Annotated in this window: 15 protein-coding genes; 6 read left to right on the top strand and 9 right to left on the bottom strand. The window is 68.7% G+C overall.

What is annotated here, in order from left to right:
• On the bottom strand, positions 1 to 996 hold the full coding sequence (gene bioB / locus I7X18_RS12390) for a biotin synthase BioB (RefSeq protein ID WP_193047493.1): 996 nt from the start codon (positions 994 to 996) through the stop codon (positions 1 to 3).
• Between the two features lie 72 nt (positions 997 to 1,068).
• Between bioB and I7X18_RS12385 the strand changes: the two genes are divergently transcribed.
• A complete protein-coding gene (locus I7X18_RS12385; RefSeq protein WP_193047492.1) occupies positions 1,069 to 1,647 on the top strand; it encodes a TetR family transcriptional regulator in 579 nt (192 codons plus the stop codon).
• Here I7X18_RS12385 and I7X18_RS12380 read toward each other — a convergent pair.
• From I7X18_RS12380 to I7X18_RS12365, 4 genes are read right to left on the bottom strand one after another with little or no spacing between them, the layout of a single operon-like run.
• Positions 1,640 to 2,161, bottom strand: a complete 522-nt coding sequence (locus I7X18_RS12380; protein ID WP_193047491.1) for a 2'-5' RNA ligase family protein — start codon at positions 2,159 to 2,161, stop codon at positions 1,640 to 1,642. The genes I7X18_RS12385 and I7X18_RS12380 overlap by 8 nt on opposite strands.
• Positions 2,162 to 2,851, bottom strand: a complete 690-nt coding sequence (bioD, locus tag I7X18_RS12375) for a dethiobiotin synthase (RefSeq protein WP_193047490.1) — start codon at positions 2,849 to 2,851, stop codon at positions 2,162 to 2,164.
• A complete protein-coding gene (locus I7X18_RS12370; RefSeq protein WP_193047489.1) occupies positions 2,848 to 3,996 on the bottom strand; it encodes an 8-amino-7-oxononanoate synthase in 1,149 nt (382 codons plus the stop codon). The genes bioD and I7X18_RS12370 overlap by 4 nt, the downstream gene beginning before the upstream one ends.
• A 55-nt stretch (positions 3,997 to 4,051) precedes the next feature.
• A complete protein-coding gene (locus tag I7X18_RS12365; RefSeq protein ID WP_193047488.1) occupies positions 4,052 to 5,359 on the bottom strand; it encodes an adenosylmethionine--8-amino-7-oxononanoate transaminase in 1,308 nt (435 codons plus the stop codon).
• A gap of 92 nt (positions 5,360 to 5,451) precedes the next feature.
• Between I7X18_RS12365 and I7X18_RS12360 the strand changes: the two genes are divergently transcribed.
• From I7X18_RS12360 to treZ, 4 genes are read left to right on the top strand one after another with little or no spacing between them, the layout of a single operon-like run.
• On the top strand, positions 5,452 to 7,599 hold the full coding sequence (locus I7X18_RS12360; RefSeq protein WP_193047487.1) for an acetyltransferase SucT: 2,148 nt from the start codon (positions 5,452 to 5,454) through the stop codon (positions 7,597 to 7,599).
• Between the two features lie 2 nt (positions 7,600 to 7,601).
• Positions 7,602 to 9,734: a glycogen debranching protein GlgX gene (gene glgX / locus I7X18_RS12355; RefSeq protein WP_232375465.1), complete on the top strand. Its 2,133-nt coding sequence runs from the start codon at positions 7,602 to 7,604 to the stop codon at positions 9,732 to 9,734.
• A complete protein-coding gene (gene treY, locus I7X18_RS12350) occupies positions 9,734 to 12,025 on the top strand; it encodes a malto-oligosyltrehalose synthase (RefSeq protein ID WP_193047485.1) in 2,292 nt (763 codons plus the stop codon). The genes glgX and treY overlap by 1 nt, the downstream gene beginning before the upstream one ends.
• Positions 12,018 to 13,742 (top strand): malto-oligosyltrehalose trehalohydrolase, encoded by a 1,725-nt coding sequence (treZ, locus tag I7X18_RS12345; protein WP_193047609.1) that lies wholly within the window; start codon positions 12,018 to 12,020, stop codon positions 13,740 to 13,742. Before treY ends, treZ begins: the two co-directional genes overlap by 8 nt.
• An 88-nt stretch (positions 13,743 to 13,830) precedes the next feature.
• On the opposite strand, the gene ilvA is transcribed toward treZ, so the two are convergent.
• Together ilvA and I7X18_RS12335 are read right to left on the bottom strand one after the other, a co-directional pair.
• Positions 13,831 to 15,111, bottom strand: a complete 1,281-nt coding sequence (gene ilvA, locus I7X18_RS12340) for a threonine ammonia-lyase IlvA (protein WP_193047484.1) — start codon at positions 15,109 to 15,111, stop codon at positions 13,831 to 13,833.
• A 43-nt stretch (positions 15,112 to 15,154) separates the two neighbouring features.
• Positions 15,155 to 15,592, bottom strand: a complete 438-nt coding sequence (locus tag I7X18_RS12335) for a nitroreductase family deazaflavin-dependent oxidoreductase (protein ID WP_193047483.1) — start codon at positions 15,590 to 15,592, stop codon at positions 15,155 to 15,157.
• Positions 15,593 to 15,679: 87 nt separating this feature from the next.
• On the opposite strand from I7X18_RS12335, the gene I7X18_RS12330 reads away from it, so the two are divergent.
• Positions 15,680 to 15,910 (top strand): hypothetical protein, encoded by a 231-nt coding sequence (locus I7X18_RS12330; RefSeq protein WP_193047482.1) that lies wholly within the window; start codon positions 15,680 to 15,682, stop codon positions 15,908 to 15,910.
• Here the strand turns inward: I7X18_RS12330 and I7X18_RS12325 are convergent.
• Together I7X18_RS12325 and dnaE are read right to left on the bottom strand one after the other, a co-directional pair.
• Positions 15,907 to 16,317: an SRPBCC family protein gene (locus I7X18_RS12325; RefSeq protein WP_193047481.1), complete on the bottom strand. Its 411-nt coding sequence runs from the start codon at positions 16,315 to 16,317 to the stop codon at positions 15,907 to 15,909. The two genes, I7X18_RS12330 and I7X18_RS12325, sit on opposite strands and share 4 nt — an antisense overlap.
• A 10-nt stretch (positions 16,318 to 16,327) precedes the next feature.
• Positions 16,328 to 19,879, bottom strand: a complete 3,552-nt coding sequence (dnaE, locus tag I7X18_RS12320) for a DNA polymerase III subunit alpha (RefSeq protein WP_193047480.1) — start codon at positions 19,877 to 19,879, stop codon at positions 16,328 to 16,330.
• Between the last annotated feature and the right edge of the window lie 6 nt (positions 19,880 to 19,885).

The following is a 19,885-nucleotide window of genomic DNA, read 5'->3' as shown; positions in this document are numbered from 1 at the left end:
CTACAGCGTGGCGTTGAGCGCCTTGATCGGCATCTGCAGATCGTCGAGCAATTCGAGATCGGCCTCCGCCGGACGCCCGAGGGTGGTCAGGTAGTTGCCGACGATGACCGCGTTGATGCCGCCGAGCATTCCCTTCTTGGCGCCCAGGTCGCCGAGGGTGATCTCGCGCCCGCCCGCAAAGCGCAGCATCGTGCGGGGCAGCGCGAGCCGGAACGCGGCGACCGCCTTGAGCGCCTCGGCGGCCGGCAGCACGTCGAGGTCGCCGAACGGGGTACCCGGACGGGGGTTGAGGAAGTTCAGCGGGACCTCGTGGGGGTCGAGTTCGGCGAGGTTCGCGGCGAACTCGGCGCGCTGCTCGAGAGTTTCGCCCATGCCGAGGATGCCACCGCAGCAGACCTCCATACCGGCTTCGCGGACCATCCGCAGGGTGTCCCAGCGCTCTTCCCAGGTGTGGGTGGTGACCACGTTGGTGAAGAACGACCGCGCCGTCTCCAGGTTGTGGTTGTAGCGGTGCACGCCCATGCCGGCGAGTCGCTCGACCTGTTCGGCGGTCAGCATGCCCAGCGAGCAGGCGATCTGGATGTCCACCTCGTTGCGGATCGCCTCGATACCGGCGGCGACCTGGGCGAGCAGCCGTTCGTCGGGACCGCGCACGGCGGCGACGATGCAGAACTCCGTCGCGCCGGTCTTGGCGGTCTGCTTGGCGGCCTCCACCAGGCTCGGCACGTCGAGCCACGCGCTGCGCACGGGTGAGGCGAACAGCCCGGACTGCGAACAGAAGTGGCAGTCCTCGGGGCAGCCGCCGGTCTTGAGGCTGATGATGCCCTCGACCTCGACGTCGGGACCGCACCAGGCCATCCGCACCTCGTGGGCCAGGGCGAGGAGGTCGTCGAGGCGGTCGTCGGGGAGTTGGAGGACCTGCAGCGTCTGGTCCTGGGTCAGACCTTCGCCGCGCTCCAGCACCTGTTCGCGTGCCACCGCCAGGATGTCGCTCACCCGGGCTCCCTTCGCTTCGTGAACGCGTCGGGCGTGCCGACACTTGAACACCGTTCAGGTTAGGGTAGCGGCGTGCAACTGCACAAACGCGACGTGGTCGATGCGGCGACGGCGATCCTGGACTCGTACGGGATCGCCGACCTGACGATGCGCAGGCTCGCCCGCGAACTCAACGTCTCCCCCGGCGCCCTCTACTGGCACTTCGCCAACAAGCAACAGCTCCTGGGCGCGATCGCGGACCGCATCCTGCAACCCGCGCGTGACGTGTCCGCCGCCGGCAACTGGCGAGACCGGATCGTGGCGGTGTGCACGGCCTTGCGCGACGCGCTGCTGTCGCACACCGACGGCGCCGAACTGGTGTCGGCCAGCTTCGCCGCCGGACAGTCGGACGCCGCGGGCGAGATCCTCGCCGCACTCTCCGGCGCCGCCACCGACGCCGGAGTGCCCGGCGCCGAGGCCGAACTGGCCGCCCGCACCGTCATCTACTACGTGCTGGGTTTCACCGTCGACGAGCAGTCGAGGCTGCAGTGGGACTCCGCGGGCGTGCTCGACGCCGAGCAGTCGGTGGCGACCATCGACCACGATCGCCGCTTCGGCTTCGGGCTGCGCCTGCTGATCGACGGTCTCGGGGTCATCTCCCCGGTCAGCTGATCGGATACTCGACGCGGTTGTTGCCGTCCCAGTGGCGCAGCCCCACGATCCTGCAGCGGATGTCGCCGCCCGAACCGTGCACCGCCACCGCGGCGGGCAGTTGCTCGGGCGGCACGCGGCGCGCCAGCGTGACGTGCGGGGTCCACTGACCAGGCGCCGTATGCGGCAGCGGCGCGCCGTCGATGAAGGGCCGGCACACCCGGTCGACCTCGTGGTGCAGCTGCAGCAGAGCCGTCGACGGGACCAGCAGGCGCACCAGGACCAGCGTGCGGCCACCGAACAGCATCGGCGCCCCGATCAACCCGACGAACGGCAGCATCGGTACCAGTGGCCGCAGCGCCTCGTTCACGCCGTCGGTCATGTGCTCGGCCACCGTGAGCGTCACATGGGGGCGGTTGGAGGGTGACCGGTTGGCGGCCTGACTGCGCACTCCGGCCGCCCTCAAGTCGTCCCAGATCCGGCGAACAACCGCGTCGGTGTCGGGGTCGAAGAGCAGTTCCACCGAGTGGACCATCTACAGCAGGCCTGTGAGCCAGTCCGGGTCGAATGCGGTGGCACTGATCCGCCGGAAGTCGATGGCGCCGACGGACCCGGCGCCGGCGGGCAGCGCCGCGCGTACCGGGGCCAGCCGCGCCAGCGCGTCGCGGTTGTCGATCTCGGCGGGGCCCGGCTGGGCGGGCCACGCGCCGATCACCAGACCCGCGCATGGAATGCCTTGTGCTGCAAGTGATTCCAAGGTCAGGGCGGTGTGGTTGAGGGTGCCGAGCCCAGGTGCGACGACCACCAGCACCGGCGCCGCGAGCTCGGTGGCGACCTCGCGCAGCGTGACACCGTCCTGGCCGAGTTCGACGAGCAGGCCGCCCGCGCCCTCCACCAGCGTCAGCCGTCCCGGCGCGTCGGCGCGGCGCACCATGTCGACCAGCTCGGGCCCGGTCGGGAGGGCGGCTCCCGCACGCTGGGCGGCGGCCACCGGCGCCAGCGGATCCGGGTAGCGCCAACCCGGGTGCAGCGCGTCGACACCGGCCAGCCGCGCGATCTCGACGAGGTCGTCGTCCCCGGTTCCGCCGTCCGGCCCGGTGCCGGTCTGGACGGGTTTGCACACGGCTACGTCGATCCCGGACAGGCGGGCGGCACAGGCCAGCGCCGCGGTGGCCACGGTCTTGCCCACCCCGGTGTCGGTGCCGGTGACCACGAGCACGCTCACCGGCGGGCCGCCGTCAGCACATCGGCCAGCACCTGACGGGCGGTGTCCAGGTCGTCGGGTGTCAGCGAAGCCCTCGCGGTCAGCCGGAGCCGGGAGGTGCCCGCGGGCACCGTGGGAGGGCGGAAACATCCGACCCGCAGTCCGCGGTCCAGGCACGCGGTCGCCGCGGCCAGCGCCACCTCGGGCTCCCCGAGGATCACCGAGACGACGGCCGACTCCGGGCGGGCGGGAACGTCACAGGCCTGCGCGAGCGCGGCGGCGTTGTCGAGGACCGCCCGGGCACGCCATGGTTCGGCGGTCAGCACCTGCAGCGCGGCCCATGCCGCGCCGACCGCGGCGGGTGCCAGGCCCGTGTCGAAGATGAACGGGCGCGCGGCGTCGATGAGGTGATCGCGCACGGCGGCCGGCCCGAGGACCACACCACCCTGACTGCCCAACGCCTTGGACAGCGTCGTCGTCATGACCACGTCGGGCGCACCGGCCAGGCCCACCTCGTCGAGCAGGCCGCGGCCGCCGCTGCCACGCACCCCGAGGCCGTGTGCCTCGTCGACGATGAGCAGCGCACCGTGTCTGCGGCACACGTCGTGCATCTCCCGCAATGGCGCCAACACGCCGTCCGCCGAGAACACCGAATCGGTCACCACCACAGCCCGCTGCTCGTCGCGGGCGCTCAGCGCGGCGTCGATCGCGGCGACGTCGCGGTGCGGGGTGACCACGACGCGGGCCCGGGACAGGCGGCTGGCGTCCACCAGGGAGGCGTGGGTCAGGGCCTCGGACACCAGCAGTGAGCCCGGGCCGGACAGCGCCACCACCGCGCCGAGGTTGGCGGTGTACCCCGAGGAGAACACCAGCGCGGACTCGGCGCCGGTGAACGCGGCGAGGGCCCGCTCAAAACCTTCGTGCAGTTCGGTGTTGCCGGTCACCAGCCGTGAGCCCGTCGACCCGGCTCCCCATTCGCGCAGCGCCCGTACCGCACCCTCGACGACCTGCGGATGCGCGGACAGCCCGAGATAGTCGTTGGAGGCCAGGTCGACGACGGCGCCGCCGGGCGGCCTGGCGCGCAGCGATCTGCGCAGACCGGCGGCGCGGCGTTGATCGGCGACCTCGTCGAGCCAGGCCAGTGGCGACAGACCAGCGCGAGTCACAGGCGCCCTCCGATCGAATTGAACACCGTCGGCGGAACCGACAATTGAACACCGTTCAGGCTAGTGCACGGACCACACCCACCACCGCAGAGGTGATTTGGGCGATGTCCTCGGCAGTGCAGATATAGGGCGGCATGACGTAGACGAGGTTGCGGAACGGGCGCAGCCACACCCGGTGGCGCAGTGCGGCGGCGGTCGCGGTCACCATGTCCACCGGACGGTCCAGCTCGACCACCCCGATGGCGCCGAGCACCCGGACGTCGGCGACCCCGGGCACCTCCCGCGCCGGCGCCAGCCCCTCGACGAGACCGCGTTCGATGGCCGCGATCGTGGCGCGCCAGTCGCCGGCCAGCAGCAGTTCGACGGCGGCGACCCCGACCGCACACGCCAGGGCGTTGGCCATGAACGTGGGGCCGTGCATCAACGCGCCGGCCTCCCCGGTGCTGATGGTGTGGGCGATCTCGGCGGAACACAACGTCGCGGCCAGCGTGAGGTAGCCGCCGGTGAGGCCCTTACCGACACACATGATGTCCGGGCTGACCCCGACGTGGTCGGCGGCGAACAACTCGCCGGTGCGGCCGAATCCGGTGGCGATCTCGTCGAAGACGAGCAGGACGCCATGGCGGTCACAGAGGGCGCGCAGGTCGGTGAGGTACCGCGGATCGTGGAATCGCATCCCGCCGGCGCCCTGCACCACCGGTTCGACGATCACCGCGGCCAGTTCGTCGGCGTGCTCGGCGAGTTGCCGCTCGAACGCCGCCACGTAGTCGGGCTCGTAGGCGCGCGGGACCGGCGGGGCGAACACCTGGCGGGTCAGGATGTCGGTCCACAGTTCGTGCATGCCGCCGTCCGGGTCGCACACGCTCATCGGGGTGAAGGTGTCGCCGTGGTAACCCCCGCGCCACGTCATCAGGCGGGTCTTGGCCGGCCGTCCTGCGGCCCGCCAGTACTGCAGCGCCATCTTCACCGCCACCTCGACCGACACCGATCCGGAGTCGGAGAAGAACACCGTGTCCAGACCGGGTGGGGTGATCTGCACCAACAGCTGGGCCAGCCGGGCGGCGGGTTCGTGGGTCAGACCGCCGAACATGACGTGGTTCATCGTCGCCAGTTGCGCGGTGATCGCCGCGTCGAGGACCGGGTGCCCGTGCCCGTGGATCGCCGTCCACCACGAGCTCATCGCGTCGATGACGTCGACCGGTGCACCCCCCGCGGGGTCGGCTGGGTCGGTGACGGTGATCCACACACCCTTGGCCGCGAGCGCCACCACCGGCGGCACGGCGTCGGTACCGATGGTGCTGTAGGGATGCCAGACGTGCGCGGCATCCAGGGCGCTGATCTGGGCGGGCGTCAACGCGGGCACGGGAATCGACACTAACGCCTCGGCACGCCGCGGCGGGCGAACGATGCGTGGCATGAGTTGCCGGCCGATGTTCGGTAAATTAGCCGCCGACCATGATGACCCTCGCCCCCCACCGGCCGGCGGCAGCCACCGACCCGGGTACCGTCCGGCCCACCGCGACGGGAATCCGGGCTTCGGGCTTCTACCGGCACGACCTCGACGGCCTGCGGGGTATCGCGATCGCGCTGGTCGCGGTCTTTCACGTGTGGTTCGGCAGGGTCTCCGGCGGCGTGGACGTCTTCCTCGCCCTGTCGGGATTCTTCTTCGGCGGCCGGTTGCTGCGCGCGGCGCTGACCCAGGGCGCCTCGTTGCGCCCCGTGTCGGAGGTCACGCGGCTGGTCCGGCGGCTGCTGCCCGCGCTGGTGGTGGTGCTGGCGGCCTCCGCGGTGCTGACGATCCTGATCCAGCCGGAGACCCGGTGGGAGACGTTCGCCGACCAGAGCCTGGCCAGTCTCGGGTACTACCAGAACTGGGAACTGGCGATCACCGCGTCGGACTACCTGCGCGCCGGGGAGACGGTCAGCCCGCTGCAGCACATCTGGTCGATGTCGGTGCAGGGCCAGTTCTACCTCGCGTTCCTGGTGCTGATCTTCGGCTTCGCGGTGCTGGTCCGGCGGGTGCTGCGGCGCCACCTGCGAGCCGCCCTGGTGGTGCTGCTGACAGCGCTGACCATCGCCTCGTTCGTCTACGCGATCATCGCCCACAACGACGACCAGGCCACCGCGTACTACAACAGCTTCGCCCGGGCCTGGGAGCTGCTGCTGGGCGCGCTGGCCGGTGCGCTGGTCGGATACATCCGGTGGCCGATGTGGGTGCGCAGCATCGTCGCCACCGTCGCGCTGGCGGCAATCCTGGCGTGCGGGTGGTTCATCGACGGTGTCAAGGAGTTCCCCGGCCCGTGGGCCCTGGTCCCGGTCGGCGCCACCATCGCCCTCATCCTGTCGGCAGCCAACCGCGGCGGCAGTCGACTGCCCGGCCCCAACCGACTGCTCGCCACGAAACCGTTCGTGACGCTCGGGTCGATGGCGTACTCGCTGTACCTGTGGCACTGGCCGCTGCTGATCTTCTGGCTCTCCTACAGCGGCCATTCGCGGGTCGACTTCTGGCAGGGCGCCGCGGTGCTCGCGCTCTCAGGGGTGTTGGCGTGGCTGACGATGCGCTACATCGAGGAACCGCTGCGCTACCGCGGTCCGGCGGCGGCCGCGGTGACCACCCCGCTGCGCACCCGCCTGCGCAGGCCCACGATGGTGTTGGGGTCCGTGGTGGCGATACTGGGCGTCGCGCTCACCGCGACGTCGTTCACCTGGCGTGAGCACGTGACCGTGCAGCGGGCCAGCGGCGCGGAACTGGCGGGGCTGCCGCTGCAGGACTATCCGGGCGCCACCGCGCTGATCAACAAGGCGAAGGTGCCCAAGCTGCCGATGCGTCCCTCGGTGCTCGAGGCGAAGAAGGATCTGCCCGCCAGCACCATCGACGGGTGCATCAGCGATTTCGACAACGTCGGGGTGATCAACTGCACCTACGGCGACAAGACGGCGCCGCGCACGATCGCGCTGGCCGGCGGGTCGCACGCCGAACACTGGATCACCGCGCTCGACCTGCTCGGCAGGACGCACCACTTCAAGGTCGTCACCTATCTGAAGATGGGCTGCCCGCTGACCACGGAGGAGATGCCGCTGGTGATGGGCGACAACCGGCCGTACCCGAAGTGCCACCAGTGGAACTCCCGGGTGATGCCCAAACTGCTCGCCGACAAGCCGGACTACGTGTTCACCACCTCGACGCGGCCGTGGAACATCAAGGACGGCGACGTGATGCCGAAGACCTACCTCGGTATCTGGGACACCTTGTCCCGCAACCGGATTCCGATACTCGCCATGCGCGACACCCCGTGGCTGGTGCGCGACGGCGAGCCCTACATCCCAGCGGACTGCCTGGCCGACGGCGGCGACGCCATCTCGTGCGGCGTCGAGCGCTCCAAGGTACTCTCCGACGACAATCCGACACTGGCCTACGTCGCTCGGTTCCCGATGCTCAAGCCACTGGACATGAGCAATGCGGTGTGTCGCGAGGACTACTGCCGCGTGGTGGAGGGAAATGTGTTGCTGTATCACGACGCGCACCACATCTCCACGACCTACATGCGCACCATGACCGCCGAACTGGGACGTCAGATCGCCGCCGCCACCGGCTGGTGGTGACGGTGACATCGCACACCGTCTGGCCCGGTGAGGCCTACCCGCTGGGCGCCACCTACGACGGCGCAGGCACCAACTTCTCGCTGTTCTCCGAAGTCGCCGACCGCGTCGAACTGTGCCTGATCGCCAAGGACGGCAGCGAGGAGCGGATCAACCTCGACGAGGTCGACGGTTACGTCTGGCACGCGTATCTGCCGACAGTGACCCCGGGCCAGCGGTACGGGTTCCGGGTGCACGGGCCGTGGGATCCGGCGGCGGGGCATCGGTGCGACCCGAGCAAGCTGCTGCTCGATCCGTACGGCAAGTCGTTCTACGGCGACTTCGAGTTCACCCAGGCGCTGTACTCCTACGACCTCGATGCCGACGACCTCGCGTCGGGCGGCACACCCCCGCGGGTCGACTCACTGGGGCACACGATGACCAGCGTCGTCATCAACCCGTTCTTCCAGTGGGGCTCCGACCGGGCACCGCGCACGCCGTACCACGACACCGTCATCTACGAGGCACACGTCAAGGGCATGACCCAGCGGCATCCGGCGATCCCCGCCGAACTGCGCGGCACCTACGCCGGGCTGTGCCACCCCGCGATCATCGAGCACCTCAAGTCGCTGAACGTCACCGCCATCGAACTCATGCCGGTGCACCAGTTCATGCACGACCATCGACTGATCGACCTCGGGCTCCGAAACTACTGGGGCTACAACACCTTCGGCTTCTTCGCGCCGCACTACGAGTACGCCGCCAACCAGCACGCCGGCGGTGCGGTCGCCGAATTCAAGGCGATGGTGCGGTCGTTCCACGCCGCGGGTATCGAGGTCATCCTCGACGTCGTCTACAACCACACCGCAGAGGGCAACCACCTCGGCCCCACGGTCAACTTCCGCGGTATCGACAACGCCGCGTACTACCGGCTCCTCGACGGCGACCTGCGGCTCTACAAGGACTTCACCGGGACCGGCAACAGCCTCAACGCCCGCCATCCGCACACGCTGCAGTTGATCATGGACTCGCTGCGGTACTGGGTGCTGGAGATGCACGTCGACGGGTTCCGCTTCGACCTGGCCTCCACGCTGGCGCGCGAGTTCTACGATGTGGACCGGCTCTCGGCGTTCTTCGACCTCGTCCAGCAGGATCCGGTGGTCAGCCAGGTGAAGCTGATCGCCGAACCGTGGGACGTCGGCGAAGGCGGTTACCAGGTCGGGAATTTCCCAGGTTTGTGGACCGAGTGGAACGGGCAATATCGCGACACTGTGCGTGACTATTGGCGGGGAGAACCCGCAACCCTCGGCGAATTCGCCTCCCGACTAACGGGATCATCAGACCTCTACGAGGCCACCGGACGGCGCCCCAGCGCCTCGATCAACTTCGTGACCTGCCACGACGGCTTCACGATGCATGATCTGGTGTCCTACAACGAGAAACACAACGAAGCCAACGGCGAGGACAACCGAGACGGCGAGAGCCACAACCGGTCCTGGAACTGCGGCGTGGAAGGCCCCACCGATGACCCGGAGATCCTGGGGCTGCGCGGCAAACAGATCCGCAACATGATGGCCACGCTGATGTGCAGCCAGGGCACGCCGATGATCGCCCACGGTGACGAGATCGGCCGCACCCAGCGGGGCAACAACAACGTCTACTGCCAGGACTCCGAACTGTCCTGGATGGACTGGTCACTGTGCGAGACCAACGCCGATCTGCTGGCGTTCACCCGCAAGGTCGTCGCATTCCGTAAGAGCCATCCGGTGTTCCGGCGCCGACGGTTCTTCGAGGGCAAGCCGATCCGCAGCGCCGGTCAGGTCCGTGACATCGCGTGGCTGACACCCGCCGGCACGGAGATGACGCCCGCGGACTGGGGTACGGGACTGGGCACGTGCGTCGCGGTGTTCCTCAACGGGGAGGCCATCCCCACCCCGAACGCCCGCGGTGAACGGGTGGTCGACGACTCCTTCCTGCTGTGCTTCAACGCCCACGACCACGTCCAAGACTTCGTCACTCCCGACGGCGACTACGCCGGGATGTGGACCGCCGATCTGGACACCGCCGACCCCACCGGGCACACCGACATCGTCGTCCCGGCCGGAGAGAAGATCTCGTTGCAGCCCAGATCCCTACTCGTGCTGAGGAAAACCGCCTGATGGCCGCCCGACCCGTGCTGTCGACTTACCGACTGCAGATGCGCGGTGACGCGTTCACCCTCGCCGACGCCGAAGCGCTGGTGGACTATCTCGACGACCTGGGCGTCTCGCACCTGTATCTCTCGCCGATCCTGACCGCGGTCGAGGGTTCCACCCACGGTTACGACGTCACCGATCCCACGACCGTGTCGGCGGCGCTCGGTGGCGCCGAGGCGCTCGCGTCGCTGTCGGCGGCGGCCAAGGCCCGCGGGCTGGGGCTGGTCGTGGACATCGTGCCCAACCACGTCGGTGTGGACGTGCCGACCCAGAATCGGTGGTGGTGGGATCTGCTCACCCATGGCCGCGGCTCCGCAAACGCCGACTATTTCGACGTCGATTGGACCCTCGACCCGGACGGCCGAATCGTGTTGCCCGTGCTCGGATCCGACGGGGACGTGGCGGATCTCACCGTGGAGGGCGACACGCTGCGGTTGGGCGATCTGGTGTTCCCGATCGCCCCGGGCACCGGTGACGGAACAGGTGCGGAGGTGCACGACCGCCAGCACTACCGGCTGATCGGGTGGAAGCGCGGCATCTGCGGATACCGCCGGTTCTTCTCGATCACCTCCCTGGCCGGGCTGCGCCAGGAGGACCCCGCGGTGTTCGAGGCGACGCACACCGAGGTCAAGCGGTGGTTCACCGACGACCTCGTCGACGGCATCCGCATCGACCATCCGGACGGATTGTCCGATCCGGCCGGCTATCTGGTCTGGCTGCGCGAACTCGTCGGCCCGCAGGCGTGGATCGTCATCGAGAAGATCCTCGCCGTCGACGAACCGTTGGACCCCACGCTTCCGGTCGCCGGCACCACCGGTTACGACGCGCTGCGCGAGGTCGGCGGTGTGCTCATCGATCCCGCCGGCGCGCAAGCGCTCAGCACGCTCTACGAGTCCACCGGCGTCGACTACGCCGCGACGCCGCGGACCGCGCGGGCGCTGAAAGTCGAGGCGGTGACCACCACGCTGGGCAGCGAGCTGGCCCGGCTGTGTCGCACGATCGTCGCCGCCACCGGCCAGGACCATCCCGAGCTGCCCGCCGCGGTCGCCGCGGTGATCAGCCATCTGGGGGTGTACCGGTCCGACTATCCGGCGCTGTCCACGGTGCTACCGGTAGCGATCGCCGAAACACTATCGGAGCAGCCGCATTTCGCCCCGGCACTGCAGATCGTCTCGTCGGCGCTGTCGGCCAGCCGGGAGACCGCGGCGCGGTTCCAGCAGCTGTGCGGTGCGGCCACCGCGAAGGCCATGGAGGACTGCCTGTTCTACCGGGACGCCCGCCTGGTGTCGCTCAACGAGGTCGGCGGCGAACCCGAGTGGTTCGGCGTCTCCGCGGCGGAGTTCCACCAGCGCGCCGCCACCAGGGCCGCGATGTGGCCGCATGCGATGACCACGCTGTCGACCCACGACACCAAACGCGGTGAGGACGTGCGGGCCCGCATCGGCGTGCTGTCCCAGGTGCCGTCGCTGTGGGCGCAGTACGTCGAGGCATGGGCACAGCGCACCCCGCCGCCCGACTCCGCGACCGGACTGTTCCTGCTGCAGAACGTGTTCGGCGTCTGGCCGGTCGACGGGGTGGTGACCGATGAGCTGCGGATGCGGTTGCACGCCTACGCCGAGAAAGCGATTCGCGAAGCGGCCACCCACACCACCTGGAATGACCCGGACACCGAATTCGAATCCGGTGTGCACGCGTGGCTGGACAGCGTCATCGACGGTCCGGTCGCGGTCGAACTCACCGGCCTGGTCGAGCAACTCGACCCGCACGCCCGCAACGACAGCCTCGGACAGAAGCTGCTGGCGCTGACCGGACCCGGGGTGCCCGACGTCTACCAGGGCACCGAACTGTGGGAGGACAGCCTGGTGGACCCGGACAACCGCCGACCGGTCGACTACGCGGCACGCCGGGCCGAACTTTCGGGTTTGCGGCATCCGAAGATGCGGGTGGTGCACGCCGCGCTGCGCGTGCGCCGCGACCGGCCGGCGAGCTTCCTCGAGGGCGGTTACACCCCGGTGCTCGCCCGCGGTGCGGCCGCCGACCACGTGGTGGCCTTCCTGCGCGGTGACGACGTGCTCACCGCCGTCAGCCGCCACACGGTGCAGCTGCACGAAAGAGGTTGGGGTGACACCGAACTGACCCTTCCCGACGGCAGCTGGACCGACCGCATCACCGGCAGGCGGTACACCGGCACCGTGACCGCGGCCGATCTGTTCGCCGAACTCCCCACCGTGCTATTGGAGCGTGACCATGCCTGAATTCGCGGTGTGGGCGCCGCTTCCCGAGCGCGTCCAGCTCGACGTCGACGGGACACTGCACCCGATGATGCGCGGCGATGACGGGTGGTGGCGCGCCGAGGTGGACGCCGCACCGGACACCCGGTACGGCTTCGTGCTCGACGACGATCCGAAGGTGCTGCCCGATCCCCGCTCGGCGCGCCAACCCGACGGCGTGCACGAACGCTCACAGCTGTGGCGGCCTGCGCCCGACGCGTGGACCGACGATGCGTGGGCGGGACGCTCGATCGAGGGCGCAGTCATTTACGAACTGCACACCGGCACTTTCACACCCGAGGGCACGTTCGACGCCGCGATCGACAAGCTCGACTACCTCGTGGACCTCGGCGTCGACTTCGTCGAACTCATGCCGGTGAACGCGTTCGGCGGTACGCACGGCTGGGGGTACGACGGCGTGCTCTGGTATGCCGTGCACGAACCGTACGGCGGCCCCGACGCACTGATCCGGCTGATCGACGCCTGCCACAGCCGCGGGCTCGGCGTGCTCATCGATGCGGTGTTCAACCACCTCGGGCCGTCGGGCAACTATCTGCCGAAGTTCGGGCCGTACCTGTCGTCGGGCAGCAACCCGTGGGGTGAGTCGATCAACATCACCGACGCCGGCGCCGACGAGGTCCGCCGCTACATCCTCGACTGCGCGCTGCGGTGGATGCGTGACTTCCACGCCGACGGGCTGCGCCTTGACGCGGTGCACGCCCTGGTCGACACCACCGCGATCCACATCCTCGAGGAGCTGTCCGCCGAAACCGATGCGCTGGCAAGCGAACTCGGCCGTCCCCTGTCGCTGGTCGCGGAGAGCGACATGAACGACCCGCGACTGATCACCCCGCGTGATCAGGGCGGCCTCGGTATGACCGCACAGTGGGACGACGACATCCACCACGCGATCCACGCCGCGGTATCGGGCGAGACCCAGGGCTACTACGGCGACTGGGGCAGCGTCGAGGCGCTGGCGCAGACCCTGCGCAACGGCTACTTCCACGCCGGGACGTACTCGACGTTCCGGCACCGTCGCCACGGCCGCCCGCTGGACACCGCCACCATCCCGGCCACGCGCCTGCTCGCCTACACGCTCACTCACGATCAGGTGGGCAACCGGGCCATCGGCGACCGGCCGTCGCAGAACCTCGACACCGGCCAGCTCGCGGTGAAGGCCGCCCTCGCACTCGGATCGCCCTATACGGCAATGCTCTTCATGGGTGAGGAGTGGGGCTCGTCGTCACCGTTCCAATTCTTCAGCAGCCATCCGGAGCCGGAGCTGGCCCGGGCGACCGCGGAGGGGCGCAAGAAGGAGTTCGCCGAACACGGGTGGGACGCCGACGAGATTCCGGACCCGCAGGATCCGCAGACCTTCCTGCGGTCGAAGCTCAAGTGGGACGAGATCGACGAGGGCGACCACGGCCGGTTGCGTGGGCTCTACCGGGACCTGATCGCGTTGCGGCACAACGAACCCGACCTGGCCGACCCGTGGCTGGACCACATGCAGGTCGACTTCGACGAGGCCCAGCGCTGGATCGTGTTGCACCGCGGCGGCCTGTCGATCGCCTGCAACCTCGGCACCGAAGCGGTGACGGTGCCCGTGGCCGGTGACGTGGTGCTGGCGTGGGGTGAACCGGCGGCCGACGGCGACGGCACCCGCATCGACGGGCACTCGTTCGCGATCGTGCGGACCGGCTGAGGCACTCCCGCCCACCGCGAGCAGACACAGAATCGCCCCTTCCCGCGCGGGAGAGGGCGATTCTGTGTCTGCTCGCGCAGGAAAGTCGCTAGAGAAGGTAGCGGTAGGCCGGCGAACCCGGCTCCAGCGCTTCGACGTGCATGTCGGAGGCACGCATGCGCGCCAGCAGACCGTCGAAGTCGGCGGCGGATCCCAGCTCGATGCCGACCAGCGCCTCCCCCGTCTCCCGGTTGTTGCGCTTGACGTACTCGAACAGGGTGATGTCGTCGTTCGGCCCGAGCACGTCGTCGAGGAACCGCCGCAGCGCGCCGGGCTCCTGCGGAAAGTCGACCAGGAAGTAGTGCTTGAGCCCGAGGTGCACCAGCGAGCGCTCCAGGATCTCGCCGTAGCGCGACACGTCGTTGTTGCCACCGGAGATCAGGCAGACGACCGTGGAGCCCGGTTCGACCGTCGACTCGAGCAGCCCAGCGACCGACAGCGCGCCGGCGGGCTCGGCGATGATGCCCTCGTTCTGGTAGAGGTCGAGCATCGCGGTGCAGACCGCGCCCTCGTCGACGGCGGTCATCGACACCATGTCCCCCGCGGCGCGCAACGCCGCGAACGGGAGGCGCCCCGCCCGGTTGACCGCTGCCCCGTCGACGAACTGGTCGGCGTGATCGAGGGTCACCGGCTCACCGGCGGTCAGCGCCGCGATCATCGACGCCGCGCCCGCCGGCTCCACGCCCAGCACCGCGGTGTTCGACGTGCGCTCGGCCAGATAGGTGGTGATGCCGGCGATGCAGCCGCCGCCACCCACCGGGACGACCACCAGATCCGGTTCGGCGTCGAGTTCGTCGAGGATCTCGGGGGCGATCGTGCCCTGCCCCGCCATGGTCCGCACGTCGTCATACGGCGGGACCAGCGTGGCACCGGTGCGCGCGACGTCGTCGATCGCCGCCGCGGCGGCCAGATCGTAAGTCGCCCCGACGGCGATCAACTCGATGAACTCGCGGCCGTGATAGCGGATGCGATCCCGCTTCTGCTTCGGCGTCTTCGCCGGGACGTAGACCCGTCCTTTGATGCCCATCGTCCGGCACGCCATCGCGAAGCCCTGACCGTGGTTGCCGGCCGACGAGCAGACCACCCCTGCGGCAATCTCCGCCTCGGTGAGCTGCGAGAGCAGGTTGAACGCGCCCCGGAGCTTGTAGGAGCGCACGGCCTGCAGGTCTTCGCGTTTGAGGTAGACCTGCGCGCCGGTGACCTCCGACAACCGCTCGGAGTACTGCAGCGGGGTGCGGACGACGACGTCCACAATGCGCTGAGCCGCCTCGTCGATGTCGGCCGCGGTGATCGGCGACGTACGGGCGGGCTGGCTCAGTTCAGCGGACACCGCTCAATGGTGCCACTGGCGCGTTTCGCCGGTACAGCGGGTTTCACTCGACCGGAGTGAGCACGAAGACCGGTATCTCCCGCTCGGTCTTCTTCTGGTAGTCGGCGTAATCGGGGTAGGCCTCGACCGCCCGCTCCCACCATTCGGCCTTTTCCTCGCCGAACACCTCGCGCGCGTCGTACTCCTTGGTGACGGTCTGGTCCTGCAGTTCGACCCGCGGGTTCTTCTTGATGTTGAAATACCAGACCGGGTGCTTGGGGGCGCCGCCGAGCGATGCGACGACGGCGTATTCGCCCTGGTGCTCGACGCGCATCAGCGGGGTCTTGCGCACCTTGCCGCTCTTGGCGCCGACGGTGGTCAGCAGGATGATCGGCATACCGTTGAGTTCGGTGGCCTCGGTTCCGCCCGATTCCACGAACTTCTCGGCCTGTTCGCGGGCCCAATCCGAGGTGCTGGGTTCATATTCTCCGGTGAGTGGCATGAAACCAGCTTAGGCGGGTACCAGAGAGTCGTCCTGATCTGGAGTTTCGGTTGGCCGAAACCTTTGTTGAGAGGTATCGTTGACGTCATGACCACGGCCGGAAACTTTCGCTCGACCGTCGCTCGCGCGGCGTGCGACGTGAGTGTCGCCGGTGTTCCGTGGCCGGCCTACAAGGTGATCGCCCTGATCGTCGGCATTGCCGCCTTCATGGTCGTGGGCGCGTTGACGATGAGCGCCGCCCCCGCCGTGCTGTCTGCGGCCGGCGCTGCCACCGTCAGCTGGCTGGGCTTCAGCGTCTTCTGCTCCAGCCGCCGCTAGTCCTCGACGAGTCCCCGGAGCGTCTCGAGATCGGCGGCCACCGCGGCCGCGTCCTGTTCGAACTCCTCGTCGGTCATCTCGGCACGCCTGCGCAGGCTGAACACCACCTCGCACCGCGACTCCCCCGGCCCGGCGGGCACCACCCGCAGCGGGTTGTAGACGGCTTCGCCCGACGGCATCCGCACCACGTGGTCGAGCACGCCGAACGCGTTGGCCGGTGAGAACTCGACGACCACCTCGCCCATCGGCGAGTCGGCGACCCACCCCCGCTCGGACTGCCGCAGCCCGCCCTGCGCCAGCCCGGCCGCCCATCTGGGCCAGGTCTGCGGGTCGGCAGCGAGGTCGTACACGACGTCCGGCGGGGCAGCGATCCAGACGGTGATCTGCCGCGATTCCGGGTGGGTCATCCCGTCGGCCTCATCCGCCCAGGCATCCCGGACCCAGCAGCGCCTTGAGATCCCCCATCAACGCCGACGACGGCGTCACCCGCAGCGACTGATCCAGCTCCAGGGTGGTGATCCGCTCTCCGCTGATCAACCGCAGGTGAACCTGCGACGTGCCGGGGTGGCGGGCCAGCACCTGTTTGAGCGCGGTGACCTTGTCGACCGTGCACTGGCGGGTCGGCAGGCTGACCGCCAGCGGCCGATCGGCCTGGGCACTCGAGAAGTCCGGGACCACGAGTTCATGGGCGATGAGCGCGATGCGATCGTCGCGGGCGGCCACCTTCGCCTTGACCAGCACCACCACGTCATCGGCGATCTCCGCGCCGAACACCGAGTAGGTCTGCGGGAAGAACAGCACCTCGATACCGCCGGTGAGATCCTCCAATTGCGCCGAGGCCCAGGGCAATCCGTTCTTGTTCACCCGGCGGTTGACCGAGGCCAGGATTCCCCCGACGAGCACCTGCGCCTCGTTGGCCACGTCGCCGTCGAGGATCGCCGGAATCTGGGTATCGACCTGGTTGGCGAGCAGGTGCGCCACACCGTTGAGCGGGTGACCGGACACGTAGAGCCCGAGCATCTCCCGCTCGAGGGCCAGCTTGTGCTTGTCTTCCCACTCATCCTCGGGCACCTTGATGGTGAACACGGAATCGGAGGCGGTGTCGGCGCCCCCGAACAGGTCGAACTGCCCCATCGCCTCGGCCTTCTTGGTGCCCAGCACCGAATCGACGGCGTCGGTGTGGACCAGGAACAGGCCTTTGCGGGGATGGCCGAGCGAATCGAACGCGCCCGCCTTGATCAGCGACTCCGTCACCTTCTTGTTGCAGGCGGCGATGTCGATCTTGTTCAGGTAGTCCGAGAAGTCGGTGTACTTGCCTTTTTCGGTGCGCGTATTGACCAGCGAGGCAACGACGTTGGCGCCGACGTTGCGCACGGCACCTAGACCGAACCGGATGTCGTTACCCACCGAGGCGAAGTTCTGCACCGACTCGTTGACGTCGGGCGGAAGCACCGTGATCCCCAGCCGGCGGCAGTCGGCCAGGTACACCGCGGCCTTGTCCTTGTCGTCGCCGACCGAGGTGAGCAGGCCCGCCATGTACTCGGCCGGGTAGTTGGCCTTCAGATACGCCGTCCAGTACGACACCAGGCCGTAGCCGGCGGCGTGCGACTTGTTGAACGCGTACCCGGCGAACGGGAGGATGGTGTCCCACAACGCCTTCACCGCCGCCGGCGAGAACCCGTTGGCTGTCATCCCCTCCTGGAAGCCCTTGTACTCGGCCTCGAGCACCTCGAGCTTCTTCTTGCCCATGGCTTTTCGCAGCGCGTCGGCCTTGCCCATCGTGTACGAGGCGACCTTCTGGGCGATGAACATGATCTGCTCTTGGTAGACGATCAGGCCGTGGGTCTCGGAGAGGATCTCCTTGAGCGGTTCCTCGAGTTCGGGGTGAATCGGCTTGATGGCCTGGCGGCCGTTCTTGCGGTCGGCGTAGTCGTTGTGGGCGTTCATGCCCATGGGTCCGGGCCGGTACAGCGCCAGCACCGCGACGATGTCGTTGAACTCGGTGGGCTGCATGCGCCGCAGCAGATCGCGCATCGGCCCGCCGTCGAGCTGGAACACGCCGAGCGTGTCACCGCGGCCGAGCAGTTCGTAGGCCTTGGGGTCGTCGAGCGCCAGCGACTCGAGATCCACCTCGACGCCGCGGTTGGCCTTGATGTTCTCGATGCAGTCGCCGATGATCGTAAGGTTCCGCAGCCCGAGGAAATCCATCTTCAGCAGGCCGATGGCCTCACACGAGGGATAGTCCCAGCCGCTGATCACCGCGCCGTCCTGCGGGCGGCGCCACAGCGGGATGGCGTCGATCAGCGGCTCGGAGCTCATGATCACCGCGCAGGCGTGCACCCCCGCGTTGCGCACCAGCCCTTCGAGGCCACGGGCGGTCTCGTAGATGGTCCGCACGTCGGGGTCGGTGTCGATCAGCGCGCGGACCTCGGCGGCTTCCTTGTACCGCTCGTGGGTGGGGTCGGTGATGCCCGACACCGGGATGTCCTTGGCCATGATCGGCGGCGGCAGCGCCTTGGTGATCCGGTCGGCGATCGCGAAGCCCGGCTGTCCGTAGTGCACGCGGGCCGAATCCTTCAGTGCGGCCTTGGTTTTGATGGTGCCGAAGGTGATGACCTGCGCGACGCGGTCGCTACCCCACTTGTTGGCCGCATACCGCAGCATCTCGCCGCGGCGCCGGTCGTCGAAGTCGATGTCGATATCGGGCGCCGACGGGCGCTCCGGGTTGAGGAATCGCTCGAACAGCAGGCCGTGCGGGATCGGGTCGATGTTGGTGATACCCAGCGCGTAGGCCACCAGCGACCCGGCCGCCGAGCCGCGGCCCGGACCGACCCGGATGTCGACCGACTTCGCGTAGTTGATGAGGTCGGCGACGATCAGGAAGTAGGCCGGGAAGCCCTTGTCGCAGATGACCTTGATCTCGAATTCGGCGCGCTCGAGGTAATTCTGGCCGACCGCCCCCGGAAAACGGCGCTGCAGCCCTGCCATCACCTCGTGATGCAGCCACGAACCCTGATCGTGTCCCTCGGGCACCGGGAACACCGGCATCCGGTCGCGCGGTTGCCACACCTCGGTGTAGGGCTGTACGCGCTCGGCGATCAGCAGCGTCGAATCACACGCGCCGGGCACCTCCTTGTCCCACAGCGCGCGCATCTCGGCCGCCGACTTCAGGTAGTAACCGTCGCCGTCGAATTTGAAGCGGGTGGGATCCGACAGCGTCTTACCGGTCTGGATGCACAGCAGCGCTTCGTGGTTCTGGGCCGCCTCGCGGGTGACGTAGTGGCAGTCGTTGGTCGCCAGCGGCGGGATGCCGAGCTTCTGGCCGAGCTCGAGCAGGCCTTCCCGCACCCGGCGTTCGATGTCGAGGCCGTGGTCCATGATCTCGAGGAAGAAGTTCTGCGGCCCGAAGATCTCGCGCCACTTGGCGGCCGCTTCCAACGCCTCACGCCGGTGACCCAGCCGCAGCCGCGTCTGCACCTCGCCGGACGGGCACCCGGTGGTGGCGATGATGCCCTCGGCGTGTTCGGCGATGATCTCGGCGTCCATCCGCGACCACTTGCCGAGTTGGCCCTCGAACGAGGCCAGTGAGGACAGCCTGAACAGGTTGCGCAAACCGGTCGCGTTCTCGGCGACCATCGTCATGTGGGTGTAGGACCCGCTGCCGGAGACGTCGTCCGATTTCTGGCTCGGATCGCCCCACAGGACGCGTTTGGTGTCGAAGCGCGACGCCGGGGCGATGTAGGCCTCGATACCGATGATCGGCGTGATGCCGACGTCGGTGGCCGCGTTGTAGAACTCGCTGGCCCCGAACATGTTTCCGTGGTCGGTCATGCCGATCGCGGGCATCTCGAGGCGCTGCGCCTCGGCGAGCATCGGCTTGACCTTCGCCGCACCGTCCAGCATCGAATACTCGGTGTGGTTATGCAGGTGAACAAAGGACCCCGAGGACCGCCCGTCTGAACCGCTCATAGGGTC

The sequence above is a fragment of the Mycolicibacterium baixiangningiae genome, from assembly GCF_016313185.1.
Taxonomy (GTDB): domain Bacteria; phylum Actinomycetota; class Actinomycetes; order Mycobacteriales; family Mycobacteriaceae; genus Mycobacterium; species Mycobacterium baixiangningiae.
This window is presented reverse-complemented; position numbering and strand designations above follow the sequence as displayed.

Bases quoted from the DNA above. Each gene is read 5' to 3' on its own strand.
- I7X18_RS12380 (WP_193047491.1), bottom strand. From the start codon at position 2,161: ATGGTCCACTCGGTGGAACTGCTCTTCGACCCCGACACCGACGCGGTT.
- I7X18_RS12360 (WP_193047487.1), top strand. From the start codon at position 5,452: ATGATGACCCTCGCCCCCCACCGGCCGGCGGCAGCCACCGACCCGGGT.
- treY (WP_193047485.1), top strand. From the start codon at position 9,734: ATGGCCGCCCGACCCGTGCTGTCGACTTACCGACTGCAGATGCGCGGT.
- treZ (WP_193047609.1), top strand. From the start codon at position 12,018: ATGCCTGAATTCGCGGTGTGGGCGCCGCTTCCCGAGCGCGTCCAGCTC.
- I7X18_RS12335 (WP_193047483.1), bottom strand. From the start codon at position 15,592: ATGCCACTCACCGGAGAATATGAACCCAGCACCTCGGATTGGGCCCGC.
- I7X18_RS12330 (WP_193047482.1), top strand. From the start codon at position 15,680: ATGACCACGGCCGGAAACTTTCGCTCGACCGTCGCTCGCGCGGCGTGC.
- I7X18_RS12325 (WP_193047481.1), bottom strand. From the start codon at position 16,317: ATGACCCACCCGGAATCGCGGCAGATCACCGTCTGGATCGCTGCCCCG.
- dnaE (WP_193047480.1), bottom strand. From the start codon at position 19,879: ATGAGCGGTTCAGACGGGCGGTCCTCGGGGTCCTTTGTTCACCTGCAT.